Below are 18,139 nucleotides of genomic sequence, written 5' to 3' on the forward strand. Positions count from 1 at the left end.
AGATCATATGGTTAACAGTTTTTGATTGTTTCCCCAAAAAGCCAGCGGCTCATAGTCGGGATAGGGGTAATAACCGAGATTAAGTGACAAGTGATAATTATGCTCTTGCATAAACCGTTCCACAAATGTTCGAACGGCCACAGGTTGCCCGCTGCAGCAGTTAATTAGTCCGGTAACCTGCTGTTGCAGAGCAGCTTGGGTAATGTGGCGGGCCACTTCCGACACCGGCAAATAATCCCGAAGCTGCTCGCCTTTCGACATGTTGAACACCGCATCGCCCCGCTGGGCAGCCGCTTCGAGTTGCGCCAGCAACGACTTTGGGTTTTGACCGGGGCCATACATATAGAACAGGCGCAGCCACTTGAACGACACATCCCAATCCTTTAAAAACAAGCTAAGGGCCTTCTGGAGCATGTCTTTACCCAAACCGTAAGCCGTGGTCGGTTGTGTGGGCAGGTCTTCGGTCAGGCAGCCGCTTTGCAGACCGTATTCCAGGCAGGTGCCCGTAACCGTCAGGTCGGTCAGACCGTTGGCGATCAGGTTGGTCAGAAACCGGTACTGCTGCTGCCAATACGTATCGACATGCTTCAGGGATTTGAAGTTGGTCAAACCCGGCCAGGCTAAATGAATAACGGCGTCGGGCCGACCGAAATAAGTGTACAGATCGATGTCGACCGAAACAGTCTCCATATCGAACGGTATAAACAGAACCTGCTCCAGCCAGGGTGTCTGTTCCAGGTTGGGCAGGGTTCGGCCTGTGGTCAGCACACGGACGCCCGTTGTGGCGGTCAGTCGCTCCACCACATGCCGGCCGATAAAGCCGGTAGCCCCCGTGACCAAAACCGTTTGTTGCGCGTTCAAAGGATCGTTAGTTCTGGAATTGGAATCACAAACTGCCCGCCCCAGTCACGGATGTACGCCAATTGACGGGTAATTTCGTCGGTCAGGTTCCAGGGCAGAATGAGCACATAGTCGGGTTTCTCCGCTTTTAGAACGTCTTCCTGCACCACAGGAATATGGCTGGCGGGCAGGAATTTGTTTTGTTTGGCCGGGTTGGCATCCACGACAAACGCAATCAGATCGTTTTTGACCCCGCAAAAATTCAGCAATGTGTTCCCTTTAGCGGCTGCTCCGTAGGCCGCCACTGATTTTCCGGCCCGTTTTTGCTCGATCAGAAAACTGAGCAGATCGAGCTTTACCGTCAGGGCTTTTGGTTGCAGGCCCGAATAATAGTCCATCCCCGTCAGACCGGCATCGGCTTCTTTCTTCAGCAAGGCCGCTACGTTTGGCGAGATGGGTAGCGCGTCGTTACCAGCCTGTTTCGCGTAGATACGCAGCGAACCGCCATGGGTTGGAATTTCTTCTACGTCAAACATCGTCAGGCCCTGAGCCGCAAAGATCTGGCTGACCGTGTAGAACGATAAATAGGAAAAATGTTCGTGGTAGATCGTATCGAACTGATTCTGGTCGACCAGGTTCATCACGTGCGGAAACTCCATGGTGATCACACCGGTTGGTTTCAGTACGAGCTGCATACCCGCCACAAAGTCGACAATGTCGGGCACGTGAGCCAGCACATTGTTGCCCAGCAGCAGGTCGGCCTTTTTGCCTGCTGCGGCCAGTTCACGGGCCAGTTCGGTACCAAAAAACCGGGTAATGGTCGGAACACCCTTTCCGATAGCCACCGCAGCCGTGTTGGCCGTTGGCTCGATGCCCAGGGCCGGAATGTGTTTTTCGACAAAATACTGAAGCAGATACCCATCGTTGGAGGCAATCTCCATCACCTGCGAATCCGCATTCAGGCCAAAGCGGTTGGTCATGGCGTCGACATACCGTTTGGCGTGGGCCAGCCAACTGGTAGAGAACGACGAAAAGTAGGCGTAGTCGTTATCGAAGATCGCATCCGATTTTTTGTACTCATCCACCTGAACCAGAAAGCAGCTATGGCAGGTGAAAACCTTCAACGGATAGAACGTTTCCGGCTCATTCAATTGCTCATACGTCAGGTAGGAGTTCGAAGCGGGCGAATTGATCAGGTCGATAAAGGTGTGCTCTAAAGGCGTTTGGCAGAAGCGACAGTTCATGAAGTCAGAGAATTAGGCCGGAGAAGGACGGGGTAAGGGGTGGATGGTTACGATCGCGTTCCGAAATATCCGTAACAGGAAGCGGCCAGTTGATCCCCACCCGTGGATCATTATATAAAATGGCGTCTTCGCTGGCGGGGGTATAATACTCGCTGTGGCAATACACCAGTTGGCAGTTTTCGGTCAGCGTCTGGAAGCCATGTGCGAATCCTTTGGGAATGTAGAGGGTTGCCTGATTGGCCGCCGACAGTTCGGTACCGAACCACTGGCCCAGGGTAGGCGAACCCGCCCGTAAATCGACAATCACGTCGAACACGTGGCCCACTACGCAACGCACCAGCTTTATCTCGGCATGGGGCGGGTGCTGAAAGTGCATCCCCCGAATGGCACCCGCCTGCTGCGTTTGCGAGTGGTTCATCTGTACCCACTCGGCGGTGTGGCCAATCTGTGCCAGTTCGGTTTTGTCGTACGTCCTGACAAACCAGCCCCGATTATCCGATCGGGGAGATAACTGGATGACATAGGCACCCGATAGCGGAGTCTCGTCAAACGTCATCGGGTCCAGATCAAGTTATGCGTTTGGGCCTGTTGTATGTACGCCGACAGGTCTTTGTCGGTACAAACCTCACCACCTTCGTAATAGGCTTTGTACCAGTCGATGGTCCGTTGAATGGCCATGTGCGTATCCCAGACCGGAAACCAGTTCAGTTGCTGGTTCGCCTTCGCGCAGTCGAGGGTCAGCAAATGAGCTTCGTGCGGATTCTGCTCCGACGGTACTTCGGTATAGCCAATGGCATCCCAGCACGTTTGTGCTTGCCGAATCACCGCCCGCACGGGCAGCACATCGGCGGGGTCGGGGCCGAAATTCCAGCCAGTGGCGGCTGAGGTGTCGCCACTCATCAGGTGTTGGCCAACCAGCAGATAACCCGACAGGGGTTCGAGCACATGCTGCCAGGGGCGTACGGCATCCGGGTTTCGGATGGATACGAGCTGGTTCGAGACACTGCCCCGAATCAGGTCCGGGATCAGCCGGTCGGCAGCCCAGTCGCCCCCACCAATCACATTCCCCGCCCGAACGCTGGCGAGCAGTGTCCGGTGCGTTTGCCCATACTGAGCCAGATTGAAAAACGAATTCCGGTAGCTGTTCGTAACGAGTTCAGCGCCCCCCTTCGACATGCTGTAGGGGTCGTAGCCGCCCATGGGGTCGGTTTCGGTCAGGGGTCGCCCATCTTCCGGGTTCTCGTAGCATTTATCGCTGGTAACCACCACAACGGCCCTGACGGATGGCGTTTGCCGAACGCATTCCAGCACTTTCGCGGTGCCGAGTATATTCGTTTCAATGGTTTCCAGCGGGTGTTTGTAGGAGTAACGAACCAGCGCCTGAGCCGCCATATGAATGACAATGTCGGGTTGGGCGGCCGCAAAAACATGGGCCAGATGCGGCTGGTCATTGATGTTACCCACTTCATTCTGAACGGGCAATTGCAGCAGGTTCCAGTGGCTGGGTTCTGAAGGAGCCGGGAGCGAGTAGCCAACCACCCGCGCGCCGAGCTGATGCAGCCAGTAAGCCAGCCACGAGCCTTTAAAGCCTGTATGGCCCGTTAGCAGAACGGTTTTGTTGCGGTATTGATCGGCAAAGAGAGCTGTCATAAAAATAGGATAGGCTTACCAGGTTTTCCATTCAGCCGTACCGGCGTTCCAGGCGGTTTCGAGTTCGAGTTTGTCCCGCAGCGTGTCCATCGGTTTCCAGAATCCATCGTGCTGAAAAGCCATCAACTCCTGCTCGGCGGCCAGGGTTTCCATCGGGTAGCGCTCCCAGGTGGTCGAATCACCCTCAATGTAATCGAAGACCTCGGGCTGGCAAACGAAAAACCCACCGTTAATCCAGGCACCGTCGCCTTTGGGTTTTTCCAGAAATGAGGTGACATTGCCGTCGCCACTTATATCCAGCGCGCCAAAGCGTGCCGAAGGCTGTACTGCCGTTAACGTACACCGCTTACCGTGCGCTTTGTGAAAGGCAACCAGATCGGTGATGTTTACATCGCCTACGCCATCGCCATAGGTTAGCATAAAGGGTTCCTCGCCAATGTGATGCCGAACGCGTTTGATCCGCCCGCCCGTCATGCTGTCTTTACCCGTATCGACGAGGGTGATCTTCCAGGGTTCGGCCTGCGAATCGTGGATATTCATGTGGTTTCGCCCCAGGTCGATGGTTACGTCGGACTGGTGCAGAAAATAGTTCGCGAAATATTCTTTGATCAGGTAGCCTTTGTAGCCCAGACAAACCACAAATTCATTGAAGCCATGGCTGGAGTATATCTTCATGATATGCCAGAGAATGGGCATACCACCAATTTCAACCATTGGTTTGGGCTTTATAACCGTTTCTTCGCTCAGGCGGGTGCCTAAGCCCCCCGCAAGAATGACAACTTTCATGGCAATAGGGTTAGGGTAATAACGACAGAAGTCAGGTGTAGAGCCGTCTGACAAATATCGTGCGAGACTGGGCCAAAGGGGATATTAAGTCAATAAAAATTTCATAATGTAGTCAAAAATAGGGAAGTATAAGGTTTAAGTTTAAGGCAATAGGGCCAAAAATCGCACGTTTTGCCGTAAATTTGAGTTTCCATTAAAACGAAAAGGTGGGTAATCCCGGCATGAAACTAAAGCTTCAACAGACAGACCTATTTGAAGACCGGCATCACGGTCAAACCGACGCGGCACTGGCCGAGATACTCCAGACCGTTGGCGTGGAATCAATCGATGAGTTGATCAGCCAGACAGTACCCGACGCCATCCGGCTGGCCAATCCCCTGAATTTACCCGAGCCAAAATCAGAAATGACGTTTCTGGCCGATTTTAAAAAGGTGGCCGGGCAAAACAAAATCTTTAAATCGTATATCGGCACGGGTTATTACGATACCCTGACACCGAACGTTATTCTCCGTAACATTCTCGAAAATCCAGCCTGGTATACCGCTTATACGCCTTACCAGGCCGAAATCGCGCAGGGACGACTCGAAGCCCTGCTGAATTTCCAGACGGTTATCTCGGATCTGACGGGGATGGATCTGGCCAACGCGTCGCTGCTCGATGAAGCCACCGCAGCCGCCGAAGCCATGCACATGCTATATGCCATGCGCCCGGCCCAGAAAAAAGCAGCCGCTACGTTTTTCGTCTCGGACCGGTGCCACCCGCAAACTATTGATGTACTCCTGACGCGGGCTACCCCCATTGGTGTGAAAGTACTTATCGGCGATCACCGCTCGGTCGATCTGACCAGTGGCGACATTTTCGGTATGTTGCTGCAGTACCCCGCTTCGGATGGCGAAGTATTCAACTATGCCGACCTGATTGCGTCGGCGCATGAGCTGAACATTACCGTTGCCGTTGCTGCCGATCTGCTGGCCCTGACTTTACTCACCCCTCCCGGCGAAATGGGTGCCGATGTCGTGGTGGGTTCATCCCAGCGCTTTGGCGTACCCATGGGCTACGGCGGTCCACATGCGGCTTTCTTCGCTACCCGTGATGCCTTCAAACGGCAGATTCCGGGCCGTATCATTGGCGTGTCGCAGGATGCCGAAGGTCGCCCTGCCCTGCGGATGGCCCTCCAGACCCGCGAGCAGCACATCCGTCGCGAAAAAGCAACGTCCAATATTTGTACGGCACAGGTACTGCTGGCCGTAATGGCCGGAAGCTACGCCGTGTATCACGGTCCGCAGCGGCTCCGTGCCATCGCCGAACAGGTACATGCGCTCACCAAAATATTCGCTACGGCACTTCGCTGGAATGGGTATGAGGTAACGACCGAAAACTATTTCGATACGGTCAAAGTAAAAGTATCGGATACCGAATCTTTGAAAAAATCGGCGAAAGCCGCTCAGATCAACCTGCGGTATTTCGACGATGAAGAGCATATCGGCGTCTCCTTCGACGAAGCCAAGTCTCTTCACGACGTTACCGAATTACTAACTGTATTCGGCATCAAGGCCGATATGGAGGCTATTCTGGATGGTCTGGAAATCAGCTGGCCGGAGCAACTCGTTCGGCAGTCGGATTACCTGACGCACCCCGTCTTCAACACGCACCATACGGAACACGAGATGCTTCGGTATCTGAAATCGCTGGAAGAGAAGGACCTCTCGCTGGTCCATTCCATGATTTCGCTCGGTAGCTGCACCATGAAGTTGAACGCAACGGCCGAAATGATTCCGGTCACCTGGCCCGAGCTGGGTAAACTGCATCCGTTTGCGCCGAAGGACCAGACGGCAGGTTACCAGCAGATGTTCACCGAACTGAATGCCTGGCTTTGTGAGGTGACGGGTTTTGCCGCCATGTCGCTGCAGCCGAACTCCGGGGCGCAGGGTGAATATGCCGGTCTGATGGTGATTCGGGCGTATCACGAGAGCCGGGGCGACTTCCACCGGACGATTTCGCTGATTCCGCAGTCGGCGCACGGCACCAACCCCGCCAGTGCGGTTATGGCCGGTATGAAAGTCGTTATCGTGAAGTGCGATGAGCGCGGCAACATCGACGTGGCCGACCTGAAAGCGAAAGCCGAACAATACAGCAATGACCTGTCGTGTCTGATGGTTACCTATCCATCCACGCACGGCGTATTCGAAGAGAGCATCAAGGAAATCTGTGACATCATCCACCAGCATGGCGGACAAGTGTACATGGATGGAGCGAATATGAACGCCCAGGTTGGTCTGACCTCACCAGCCGCTATTGGTGCCGATGTGTGTCACCTGAACCTCCACAAAACTTTCTGCATTCCGCACGGTGGTGGCGGTCCGGGCATGGGTCCTATCGGTGTGGCACCGCAGCTGGTGCCGTTCCTGCCGGGTCATGCGGTCGTACACATCGGTGGCGATCAGGCCATTCATGCCGTTTCGGCAGCGCCTTATGGCTCGGCCAGTATCCTCACCATTTCGTACGCCTACATTGCGATGATGGGTGGCGAAGGGCTGACCAATGCCACGAAACGGGCTATCCTGAATGCGAATTACATCAAAGCGCGTCTGGATGGACATTACGATACACTCTACACGGGTACCAACGGTCGTTGTGCCCACGAGATGATCATCGACTGCCGTCCGTTCAAAGCCACGACGGGCGTTGAAGTGGAGGACATTGCCAAGCGGTTGATGGATTACGGTTTCCACGCGCCAACGGTGTCGTTCCCGGTAGCGGGAACGATGATGATCGAACCAACCGAATCGGAGTCGAAAGCCGAACTCGACCGGTTCTGCGAAGCCATGATTGCCATTCGCAACGAAATCCGGGAGATCGAAGCGGGCGAAGCTGATCGGACCAGCAACGTGTTGAAACATGCGCCCCATACGGCAACGGTTGCGTTGAGCGATAGCTGGAACCGGCCTTACAGCCGCGAGAAAGCCGTGTTCCCGCTGCCGCAGGTTCGCGCCCGCAAGTTCTGGCCAAGTGTAAGCCGCATCGATTCGGCCTATGGCGACCGGAATCTCGTCTGCTCCTGTATTCCCGTTGAGGAGTACACAACGGAAGTGGCTGAAGAAGCGGGTGTAGCCCAACAGGCGTAAGAGAAGATGAGTAACAAATAACGCGGGTGGAAACCCGCGATTAATAACCGTCAATTTTAGCTGTTATTAATCGCGGGTTTCCACCCGCGTTACTATAAACGACCCTCAATAAAAAGCGATTCTAATCGTTAAACGTATGTCCCGGTCAAATTTCCAGTATCTTGGGCCGGAAACAGCGATTTGTTTTTTTAGTCCTATGAAAACCAATACGTTATCTGTACTGCTCGTGGTGTTAGGTCTGGCCAGCGGACTGACGGGCTGCAATTCGGCCATGCAGGCGTATAAAAAAGGCGTGCGTCATTATGACGCCGGTGAATATAACCTGGCACTGACCCAGTTTCAGAAGGCGGCCAAAGGAAATATTGACCCCGCCCGGCTAAATTATTACACGGCCGAATCGTATCGGCTGTCGAACCGGTTTGGAGAGGCTGTTCCATTCTATCAGAAAGCTATTGACGCTGATACGAAAGAGCCGGATGCCCGGTTCAACTACGCTTACGCGCTAAAATCACAGGGAAATTATACAGGTGCGCTGGAGCAGTTGCAGCAGTACGTGGCGAACGCCCCCAAAACAACAGCCAAAGCAACCCTCGACAAAGCCCGTCGCGAAGTGGAAACGCTGAAGGCGATCAATATCATCGCGCAGAACAAATCGCTGATCACGATTCGCAACATGGGTAACCTCAACTCGCCGGGGGCTGAGTTTGCACCGGTTGTGCGGGGCGAGGAGCTGGTATTTACAGCATCGCGAAAAGAGAATATTTACAAGAACAACGGTCAGCCCATGCTCGGGTTGTACAAAACGAAATTAAACCAGAAGCCCGACGAAACGGGAAGTACAGGTGGCGCTACGGGCCAGCCCGAAGTATTCAGCACCAACGTCTTTCAGGGCGATGTGAACGAAGGGACGCCAGCTTTCTCGAAAGATGGCAAGACCATGATTCTGGCGCGGGGTAACAACGGTAAACGCAAAGGTGGGCTCGATGTTGACTTATACATCAGCCGCCTGGAAGGCAGTGCCTGGAGCCAGCCGCTGCGCCTGCCCATCAGCGACTCGCTCGCGTGGGATGGTTCGCCGGCGTTCTCGGCCGATGGCAAGACATTGTACTTTGCCTCGAACCGGGCCGGTGGCGCAGGGGGTATTGACCTCTACCGAACCAGCATCGACGCATCGGGACGCTTTAGCCGTCCGGTCAATATGGGCCGCGACATCAACACGCCCGGCGACGAGATGTTTCCCTATGTAGGTGCCAATGCCAAACTGTATTTTGCCTCCGACGGCCATCCCGGCCTGGGAAAGCTGGATGTGTTTGTAGCAACCCGTTCGGGTGGGGTGACACGAGTGGAAAATATGGGACAGCCCATCAACTCGCCCTCCGATGACTTCGGCCTGATCTATACCGACCCGACCAAAGGCTTTATGGCGTCCAACCGGGCGGGCGGCAAAGGTGACGACGATATTTATTTCTTCCAGGAAGGGCCAATTGCCGACACGACCACGATTGTTGTGCAGACGCCCCCACCAGCCAATGCCCCTAAAACGGTACGCTATTTCATCGCGGGTACTGTTTCGTCCAATGAAACTCCCATTTCTCCCCTCGATTCGGCCAAAGTTCGCATTCTGGACGATGCGACGGGGCAGCCAATTGCGGAGGTTGTAACGGGGCAGCCGGGCACGTTCGGAAAGTTTCCGCTGGTAGAAGGGAAAGACTACACGATTCTGGCCGAGCGGAAGGGCTATCTGACCCACCGCGAGCCGTTTACGATGCAGGGCAAGAGTATTCCGTCTGTCTTTCTGACCAAACCCCAAACCGATACGACGTTTAACGTCGCTATTCTACTCGACAGGTCGGTATTGAACAAGACATTTGTTCTGGAGAATATCTACTATGACCTTGATAAGTATAACATCCGATCTGACGCGGCTCCCGAACTCGATAAGATCGTTGTGATCCTGAAAGACAACCCAACGCTCAAACTGGAACTCAGTTCGCATACCGATGCCCGGGCTCCGGATGCCTACAACATGAAGCTATCGCAGAACCGGGCAAAATCGGCAGTAGATTACATCGTCTCGCAGGGTATTTCGTCCGACCGGTTGGTGGCAAAAGGTTACGGTGAAACCCGCCTGGTGGTCAAAAACGCGAAAACCGAAGAGGAACACCAGCGTAACCGACGAACAGAAATCAAGATTCTGGAATTGTAACTGTTACAAAAAGCGAAAAGCGGCCTATGAGAATCGTTCATAGGCCGCTTTTTTTGTATAAAAATAAGGGATTCGTCAGCTTAAGAAATGATCAACAGTTTTTCAAACAGGGTAGGTGGGTATCATCTTTGGGATAGTACTGAAAACGTAAAATTGCGCCAGGAGACCTACTTGTTGGCGATAGATTTAGTATTATTATAGGTTCTTCGGACAAAATGTAAAACTCAACACAACGAAATTGCCAACTGAGCAGTCGGCCAGTTTGTGATTTATTCGACCATCCCTATGGCTAACGTTTTAATTCATTTCGCTCATCCGGCACTGGAGAAGTCAAGGGCGAATCGAGTGCTTATTGACGCTGTTCGCGACCTTCCCTCCGTCACGGTGAATGACCTGTATGAACAATATCCGGACTTCGATATTGACATCGACCGCGAACAGGAATTGCTGCTGCGTCACGATTATATTTTGCTGCATCATCCCATGTACTGGTATAGCGCACCAGCCATCGTTAAGCAATGGGAAGACCTGACGCTGGAACATGGATGGGCGTATGGCAGGGAGGGTAATGCCCTGGCCGGCAAGAAGATGATGAATATTTTTACCTCGGGCGGACCCCGGGAGGCCTATACCGAAACCGGGTTTCATCAGTTCACGATACGTCAGTTTCTGCTCCCTTTCGAGCGCACCGCAACACTCTGTAAAATGATCTACCTTCCTCCCTTTGCCGTGCATGGAACGCACCGCATGACGGATGAAGATATTCTGGCTGCTGCCCAACAATACCGAACGCTGGTGAAAAACCTGACGGCCGATGATATCGACCTGGATATGGCGAAACGATCGGCTTACGCCAATGAATTACTAACTCAACCTCACTCCTTATGAGCCATTTAGTACTTGAACAAGCGATCATTTACCTGGCAGCGGGTGTCGTATTTGTGCCCATTGCCAAACGATTGGGGCTGGGCTCGGTATTGGGCTATCTGATAGCCGGTATGGTTATCGGGCCTGCGGTGCTGGGATTGATCGGCGAAGAGGGCAAAGGGGTTATGCACGTCGCTGAGTTTGGTGTCGTGATCATGCTGTTTCTGGTTGGTCTGGAGCTGGAGCCGGAATTGCTATGGAAATTACGAGTCCCGGTGGTAGGACTGGGGGGCTTACAGGTACTGGTGACCTCACTGGTTATTGGTGGCGGGGCTTTTTTGCTGGGGCTGCCGTGGCAGGAAGCGCTGGCTATAGGCATGGTGATGGCCATGTCGTCAACGGCCATCGTCCTGCAGACAATGACGGAAAAGGGTCTGATACAAACGCCTGCCGGACAGTCGACGTTCTCGGTCTTATTATTTCAGGATATTGCCGTTATTCCCATATTAGCCATACTGCCTTTGCTGGCTACTTATCCGGTAGACCATAACGTAGAAGGCGGTGAGCATTCACTATTGAGCGGCCTGCCGAGCTGGGTACAGCCATTGGCTGTTTTGGGAGCTGTGCTGTTGGTTATTCTGTTGGGGCGGTTTGGGATGCGTCCCGTTTTTCGCATCATTGCCCGTACCGGTTTACGGGAGGTATTCATTGCGTCGGCCTTTCTGCTGGTCGGTGGCGTGGCCTGGTTAATGGAATCGGTCGGGCTGAGTCCGGCATTGGGTGCTTTTGTGTCGGGTGTCGTATTGGCCAACAGTGAATATAAACACGAGTTGGAAAGTGATATCAGCCCCTTTCGTGGACTGCTCCTTGGTCTCTTTTTCATCTCGGTAGGGGCGTCTGTTGATTTTTCACTTATTCTCGATAATCCTTTACTGATCATCGGCCTTGTTCTGGGCTTGATGACGATGAAGGCACTGGTATTGGGCTTGTTGGGCAATCGCTTTAAACTGGCTAAGGATCAAAATCTGACCTTTGCCCTGGGTCTGTCGCAGATAGGGGAGTTTGCCTTTGTATTGCTCTCATTCACGCAGCAGAACGGCATTCTGAACGCTTATACCGCAGGCGTATTGACGGCTGTGGTCGCTATAAGTATGGCGTTGACGCCTATTCTTTTTCTGGTTAACGAAACCTATCTGCTTCCCTGGATGAGCCGGGGACTTCAACCCAAGAAAGAAGCTGATCACATTGATGAGAAGAACCCGGTGATTATTGCCGGCTTTGATCATTTCAACAACATCGTGGGTCGTTTTCTGCGGGCTAACGGAGTCGGTACCACTGTACTGGATTTTGACGCTGATCGTGTCGAAACCCTACGACGAATCGGTCTGAAGGTTTATTATGGGGATGCGTCGCGTTACGACCTGCTTCATTCGGCAGGTGCACACGAAGCCAAAATCATCGTCATTGCGCTGGAAACACACCACAAAACGCTGGAGTTGGTCAAGACGGTTAAGAAACATTTTCCGAATTTAACCATTCTGGTACGGGCACACGACCGTAGCGACGCCTACGATTTCGTGGGGGCGGGTGTGGAGCATATTTATAGAGAAACGTTAGATACGTCCTTGCGAACGGGCATTGATGTAATGCGTATGTTAGGGGGAAGGGCTTACTACACCGAACGGTCGGCACGACTGTTCCGACGCCACGATGAAGATGCCCTGAAGGAGCAGGCTGATGTTCGGGGTGATAAGAGCCAGTATTTTAACACAACCCGACGCCAAATCAAGGAGTTGGAAGAGTTGATCCGGTCTGACGAGGCCGACCGCTGGCTACGGGAAGTGGAAGAAGGCTGGGATAGCGATTCGCTGCGAAAAGAAATAAATAGCCTGGCTACTAAATAATGTGAATAGCATAAGCTAGATCAAAATCTAGCTTATGAGCAGTTATTGTTTGCTTTTCATAGCTACTAAAACAAAAAAATCTAACCACAAAGGCACAAAATTCACAGAGATTAAGCGGGGGCGAACGTATCCTGTCAACCTCTGTGTGCTGTGTGCCTTTGTAGTTAAACTTTACTGTATTGCGCATGGATTACTATCATAAGTCGACCCGATATCAATTTGCATTCAGCCATTATTCACGTTAAATAGCTGGATTCTAAGGGCTCATTTGTAGATTGTCGGGTGAAGGAACGGTACGGGTCCGCGTCTGACCGCTTTTACGTGTATCGACCTTCGTCAATTTCCGTCTCTGTGTGATTAGGACCAACCGAAACAGAACCAGCGACAGGGTGTTTACTTTTTAAAACCAATTGGAAACATGAATCCGCAAAACGACAGGCTGCGCCAATTTTCCGTTATGTTCAGCATCATCACCCTTATCGTGATGAACTACCTCTCAAACGTGGGAGCCTTCGGCGGGCAAACGAACAAAGTTATTTCGGATAAGTATCATACGCTGATTACCCCGGCGGGCTATGCCTTTTCCATTTGGGGAATCATCTTCCTGGGCTTGCTGGCCTTTGCCATTTACCAGGGGCTGGGCTCGCAGCGGACGAATCCGCGTTTTCGGGCCATTGGCTGGTGGGTGGTGTTGAATGCTCTGGGCAATGCGGTCTGGAGTCCACTTTTTAATAACGAGCTTATTGGCGTGGCCTTGGTCGTTATTCTGGTGATGCTGTTCTCGCTGGTTATTATTGAGCAACGTCTGCTGCAACGCGTGGCTGTCCCTGTTATCCAGACGGATCCTGATGTGACCCTGCCGGAGTCACCCGCGACGCCCACAGAGACCTGGTTGGCCCGGATACCGTTCTCCATTTATTTTGGCTGGCTCACCGTCGCCACGATTCTGAACGTAACGGTATTCTTGAAAGCAACTGATTTTAGTTTGATGGGCTTATCTGAACAGACCTGGGCTATGGCCATGCTGGTTGTTGGGCTGTTGGTAGGAGCCGTTGTCTTTAATCGCTTTAGAAGTGTAGCGTATATATTGGTCTTTACCTGGGCCTATGCGGCCATAGCGGTAGAGCAGCAGGGCATTGGCCAGATACCGCTTATAGCGGGTGCGGGGGCTATTGTGGCGGTCGTGCTGGCCATTGTGGGTCTGATTTCCAAGAAGACACCCGTTTATAGTTGAGGGAGGTTAACTCCACCCCAAACGGCGTACCGTTTGGGGTGGAGTCTCTACCTGCTTACTCTTCCATCACCGTGATGCTGGTGATCTTGTCGCCCTGCTTGATCTGGTCGATAACGTCCAGACCATCGACAACTTTACCGAAAACGGTGTGGTTGCGGTCGAGGTGGGCGGTGTTCTGACGGTTGTGGCAGATGAAAAACTGCGAACCGCCTGTGTTACGTCCTGCGTGAGCCATCGATAGAACGCCCCGGTCGTGGTACTGATTTTCGCCCGTCAGTTCGCAATCAATCGTATAGCCGGGTCCGCCCGCACCGGTGCCGGTTGGATCGCCCCCCTGAATCATGAAATTTGGAATAACACGGTGAAATTTAAGACCGTCGTAAAAGCCTTTTTTGGCGAGGGTGATAAAGTTATTGACCGCTTTAGGGGCATCTTTCTCGAAGAACTCAATGGTCATCGTACCCTTGTCGGTATTCATTTGTGCCTTTGGCATGACTTCAATCGTTTTGTTATGTGACAAAATTACAATGATTTCCCGTCAATCGTTCGCAATCCGAAATAACTGAGCCCATGGCTATAGAAAGTTGTCTTGACAATTTATTCTTTGAATAAGTCAATTGCCTTGTTTCGTTTTTTTAGAATAATACAACTAAATTGCCTGATGGTAAGTTAGAAACGCCGACAATTCGTCTTTAACTTCTTGGTTTTATGCAATTATACTCACTTGTCTGCGGGTAATTGAGTAATGGTTCATAGGCATTAATCGTAAATTTCCTGTTTTTGCCCGCTCGCCATGTGGATCGTACGCCTAGCGTTAGAAAAGAAATACACCATTGCCGTAATGGCCTTGCTGATCATGATTATGGGCGGGCTGGCCGTAACACAAATGCCCACCGATATCTTTCCCCGGATCAATATTCCGGTGGTTTCGGTCATCTGGGGCTATAGCGGGCTTTCAACCAACGAGATGGAGAAGATGATCACCAACTTCTCCGAAACGTCTCTCATCAACAACGTCAGTGATATCCAGCGGCTCGAATCCCAGACGTATAATGGTACCGCTGTACTAAAGATATTCTTCCAGCCAACAGTTAAAATAGAGGAAGCGCTCGCCCAGGTGACGGCTATTTCCCAAACGATCCTCGTCCGGATGCCGCCCGGTACACAGCCGCCCCTCATTGTCCGCTATAACGCTACCGACGTGCCGGTGCTTCAACTGGGCCTCTCGTCCGACAGCCTGACCGAATCGCAAATTACGGACTATGCTCAAACGAGGGTGCGGCCTCAGATTTCGACGGTACCCGGAAGTCGACTCTCCCAGGCGTTTGGCGGGAAAACCCGTCAGATTGCGGTCGACCTCGAACCGGAACAACTGGTGGCGTATAATGTAACGCCCGAAGAAGTGACGAATGCCGTGGCTGCCCAAAACCTGACCCTGCCTGGCGGCTCGCTGCGGCTGGCTGAGCGTGAATACAACGTCCGGCTGAACTCGAAGCCGGACGTCATTGCAACACTTAACGACATTCCCATCAAGACCGTTGGCGGCACTACGGTTCACATGCGCGATGTGGCCAACGTTCATGACGGCGCGGCTGTTCAGTCGAATATTGTGAAGCAGGACGGCAGCAAAGGCGTGCTGATGCGGATTGTGAAAACGGGAAATGCATCCACGACGCAAATTGTCGATAAAATCAAGAATCAGATTCTGCCAACGGTACGGGCGGCCGCTCCGTCGAACCTTCGGATCGAAGCCCTGTTCGACCAGTCGGTGTTTGTGCGGGCGTCGATTAAAGGTGTACTGGTTGAGGGGATGATTGCGGCTTTGCTCACGGCGGGGCTGATTTTGTTGTTTCTGGGAAGCTGGCGCAGTACACTGATCGTGGCGGTGTCGATTCCGCTGTCAATTCTGGCGTCGCTGATCGTTTTGTACCTGCTGGGCGAAACGCTCAATATTCAAACGCTGGGCGGGCTGGCACTGGCCATCGGTATTCTGGTCGATGACGCGACGGTGACCATCGAAAATATCCACCGAAACGAAGAACTGGGTATGCCGCTACGGCAGGCCATTCTGGAAGGGGCGCAGCAGATCGCAACGCCAACGCTCGTATCGACACTCACGATCTGTATCGTGTTTACATCGGTTTTATTTCTGGAAGGCCCCGCCCGGTTCCTGTTTGGGCCGCTGGCCGAAGCGGTGGTGTTTGCCATGCTGGCGTCGTATGTTCTCTCCCGGACGCTGGTGCCCGCCCTGGCCGATTTAATGCTGCGGGGGGAGTCGCAGCACAACCACGATACAACCAAACGGCCGAATGCCTTTGCCCGCTTTTACAACAGATTCAACGCGGGTTTCGACCGGTTCCAGGCGCGTTACCTCCGGGCTTTGGAATGGGTGCTGAACAACCGCCGTACGGTACTGGCCGTATTTGTGGTGGTGGTCGCGTTTACGTTTGTGCTGATTCCCTTTGTAGGACGTGATTTCTTCCCGCAGGTTGATGGGGGGCAGATCAGGCTTCACCTCCGCGCCCCGGCCGGTACACGCCTTGAATCATCGGAGCAGATAGCGGCTCAAACCGCCGAAATCGTGCGCGAGGTGATTCCCGAGGAGGAAATAAGTTCTGTCATCAGTAATATTGGCCTGACCTCCGAGCGGTACAACTTCTTCTTCTCCGATAACTCATCGGCCAGTGCTGCCGATGCTGAACTGCTGATCTCGCTCGACGAAGAGCGGTCGCGCCCTACCATCGACTACGTGCGCGAATTGCGGGCGCGGCTCCGGCAGGAAATGCCCGACGTGACGTATTTCTTTCTCCCTGCCGATATCGTTAGCCAGATCCTGAACTTCGGTTTGACGGCCGCCATCGACGTGCAGGTGTCTGGCTTCGACCGGGCGAATAACCTCAAGGTGGCCCGTGAACTGGAAGCCAAAATAGCGCAGGTGCCCGGGGCGGTCGATGTGCATTTGCACCAGGTGCTGGACGCGCCCGAGCTGTTTCTGGCCGTTGACCGCGAACGGGCGAGTCAATTTGGCCTGACCGAACAACGGGTCGCCACGAACCTGAATATTTCGTTGAGCGGCACCGGGCAAACCCGGCCCAACTTCTGGCCCGATCCGGTGAGTGGTTTCCCGTACATCATTGCCGTACAGACGCCCCCTTACAAACTCGATTCCTACGATAAACTGCTTCAAACACCCATTGCCCCCGGTTCGGCCGATCGGACAACGCCCCAACTGCTTAGCAATGTGATGACCATGAAGCGCACCGTAGCGCCGGTTATTATCAATCGGGTCAATACCCAGCCGAGTTACGACGTCTATGCCTCTGTCGAGAAAACAGACCTGGGCTCGGTGGCCAAAGCGCTGGAAGAACTCACCGCTGAATACAAGACCCAACTCAAGCCGGGTAATGTCATTTCGATTCGCGGGCAGGTCGAAAGCATGGAAAGTGCCTTCAGTCGACTGGGCCTGGGTATCGTGTTTGCGGCCCTGCTGGTGTATCTGCTGATGGTCGTCAATTTTCAATCGTTCCGCTACCCGTTCATTATCATTACGGCGTTGCCCGGCGCGTTGTGCGGTATGGTCTGGATGCTCTTTCTGACCGGCACAACCTTCAGCATTCCTTCGCTGATGGGGGCCATCATGAGCGTGGGGGTGGCTACCGCAAACAGTATTTTGCTGGTCAGCTTCGCCAAAGACCATCTGCCCGAAGTGGGCGGTAATGCTTATGAAGCTGCTCTGGAAGCCGGCCGAACGCGTCTGCGGCCCATTATCATGACCGCTATCGCCATGATTATCGGTATGCTGCCGATGTCGCTGGGGCTGGGCGAAGGAGGAGAGCAGAACGCACCGTTAGGCCGGGCCGTTATTGGCGGCCTGCTATTGGCTACCTTTACCACGCTTTTGTTTGTTCCGGTCGTATTCAGTTATCTGGCCCGTAAAACCAACCCAGACAACCAATCGTCACCTATTGTCTAATGAACCTGATCTACCATATCGTTTCGGCCGCTGACTGGGAAAAGCAGGAAGGTCTGCCTGTTTACGAAGCCCCCAGTTTGCTGGCTGAAGGCTTTATTCATCTCTCCCGCCAAGAACAGGTTGCCGGTACACTGAGCCGGTATTATCAGAATGTGCCGGGTCTGGTTCTGCTGCATGTCGATTCAAATAAGCTGACACATGAGTTGAAGTACGAATTGGCGACCAATAATGAATCGTTTCCCCATTTGTACGGCCCTCTCAACAAAGATGCGGTGGTTCATATAGAAACTCTACCCGTTCCCTCATAACT

General features: G+C 53.1%; 13 protein-coding genes. 7 read left to right on the forward strand and 6 right to left on the reverse strand.

Translation table 11 applies throughout. From position 1 onward, the window contains the following. Window positions 1-3 precede the first annotated feature (3 nt). The 5 genes from ACYVK4_RS22935 to rfbF are packed head-to-tail and all read right to left on the reverse strand — an operon-like array spanning window position 4 to window position 4,520. Window positions 4-861 carry an NAD-dependent epimerase/dehydratase family protein gene (locus tag ACYVK4_RS22935; RefSeq protein WP_461129898.1) on the reverse strand — a complete coding sequence of 286 codons (858 nt, stop codon included), beginning with the start codon at window positions 859-861 and terminating at the stop codon, window positions 4-6. Beyond that, complete coding sequence (locus ACYVK4_RS22940) at window positions 858-2,084, reverse strand: methyltransferase domain-containing protein (protein WP_461129899.1); 1,227 nt, start codon at window positions 2,082-2,084, stop codon at window positions 858-860. The genes ACYVK4_RS22935 and ACYVK4_RS22940 overlap by 4 nt, the downstream gene beginning before the upstream one ends. A 4-nt stretch (window positions 2,085-2,088) precedes the next feature. After that, window positions 2,089-2,640 carry a dTDP-4-dehydrorhamnose 3,5-epimerase gene (gene rfbC / locus ACYVK4_RS22945; protein WP_461129900.1) on the reverse strand — a complete coding sequence of 184 codons (552 nt, stop codon included), beginning with the start codon at window positions 2,638-2,640 and terminating at the stop codon, window positions 2,089-2,091. Further along, window positions 2,637-3,734, reverse strand: coding sequence for a CDP-glucose 4,6-dehydratase (rfbG, locus tag ACYVK4_RS22950; RefSeq protein ID WP_461129901.1), 1,098 nt, complete (start codon window positions 3,732-3,734; stop codon window positions 2,637-2,639). Before rfbG ends, rfbC begins: the two co-directional genes overlap by 4 nt. A gap of 15 nt (window positions 3,735-3,749) precedes the next feature. Continuing rightward, a complete protein-coding gene (rfbF, locus tag ACYVK4_RS22955; RefSeq protein ID WP_461129902.1) occupies window positions 3,750-4,520 on the reverse strand; it encodes a glucose-1-phosphate cytidylyltransferase in 771 nt (256 codons plus the stop codon). A 221-nt stretch (window positions 4,521-4,741) separates the two neighbouring features. Here rfbF and gcvP point away from each other — a divergent pair, with 221 nt between their 5' ends. The 5 genes from gcvP to ACYVK4_RS22980 all read left to right on the forward strand — a co-directional run bounded on the left by gcvP (window position 4,742) and on the right by ACYVK4_RS22980 (window position 13,856). Then, a complete protein-coding gene (gene gcvP / locus ACYVK4_RS22960) occupies window positions 4,742-7,645 on the forward strand; it encodes an aminomethyl-transferring glycine dehydrogenase (RefSeq protein WP_461129903.1) in 2,904 nt (967 codons plus the stop codon). A gap of 196 nt (window positions 7,646-7,841) precedes the next feature. Continuing rightward, window positions 7,842-9,851: an OmpA family protein gene (locus ACYVK4_RS22965; RefSeq protein ID WP_461129904.1), complete on the forward strand. Its 2,010-nt coding sequence runs from the start codon at window positions 7,842-7,844 to the stop codon at window positions 9,849-9,851. Window positions 9,852-10,136: 285 nt separating this feature from the next. After that, entirely contained in the window at window positions 10,137-10,739 is a 603-nt protein-coding gene (locus ACYVK4_RS22970; protein WP_461129905.1) for an NAD(P)H-dependent oxidoreductase, read from the forward strand. Continuing rightward, window positions 10,736-12,622, forward strand: coding sequence for a monovalent cation:proton antiporter-2 (CPA2) family protein (locus ACYVK4_RS22975; RefSeq protein WP_461129906.1), 1,887 nt, complete (start codon window positions 10,736-10,738; stop codon window positions 12,620-12,622). The genes ACYVK4_RS22970 and ACYVK4_RS22975 overlap by 4 nt, the downstream gene beginning before the upstream one ends. Before the next feature lie 418 nt (window positions 12,623-13,040). Continuing rightward, entirely contained in the window at window positions 13,041-13,856 is an 816-nt protein-coding gene (locus ACYVK4_RS22980) for a tryptophan-rich sensory protein (protein ID WP_461129907.1), read from the forward strand. A 55-nt stretch (window positions 13,857-13,911) separates the two neighbouring features. On the opposite strand, the gene ACYVK4_RS22985 is transcribed toward ACYVK4_RS22980, so the two are convergent. Further along, on the reverse strand, window positions 13,912-14,349 hold the full coding sequence (locus tag ACYVK4_RS22985; RefSeq protein WP_461129908.1) for a peptidylprolyl isomerase: 438 nt from the start codon (window positions 14,347-14,349) through the stop codon (window positions 13,912-13,914). Between the two features lie 300 nt (window positions 14,350-14,649). On the opposite strand from ACYVK4_RS22985, the gene ACYVK4_RS22990 reads away from it, so the two are divergent. Together ACYVK4_RS22990 and ACYVK4_RS22995 are read left to right on the forward strand one after the other, a co-directional pair. After that, window positions 14,650-17,829: an efflux RND transporter permease subunit gene (locus ACYVK4_RS22990; protein ID WP_461129909.1), complete on the forward strand. Its 3,180-nt coding sequence runs from the start codon at window positions 14,650-14,652 to the stop codon at window positions 17,827-17,829. Next, window positions 17,829-18,137 (forward strand): DUF952 domain-containing protein, encoded by a 309-nt coding sequence (locus tag ACYVK4_RS22995; RefSeq protein WP_461129910.1) that lies wholly within the window; start codon window positions 17,829-17,831, stop codon window positions 18,135-18,137. The genes ACYVK4_RS22990 and ACYVK4_RS22995 overlap by 1 nt, the downstream gene beginning before the upstream one ends. Window positions 18,138-18,139: the final 2 nt, after the last annotated feature.

This window comes from Spirosoma aerophilum, from assembly GCF_054782495.1.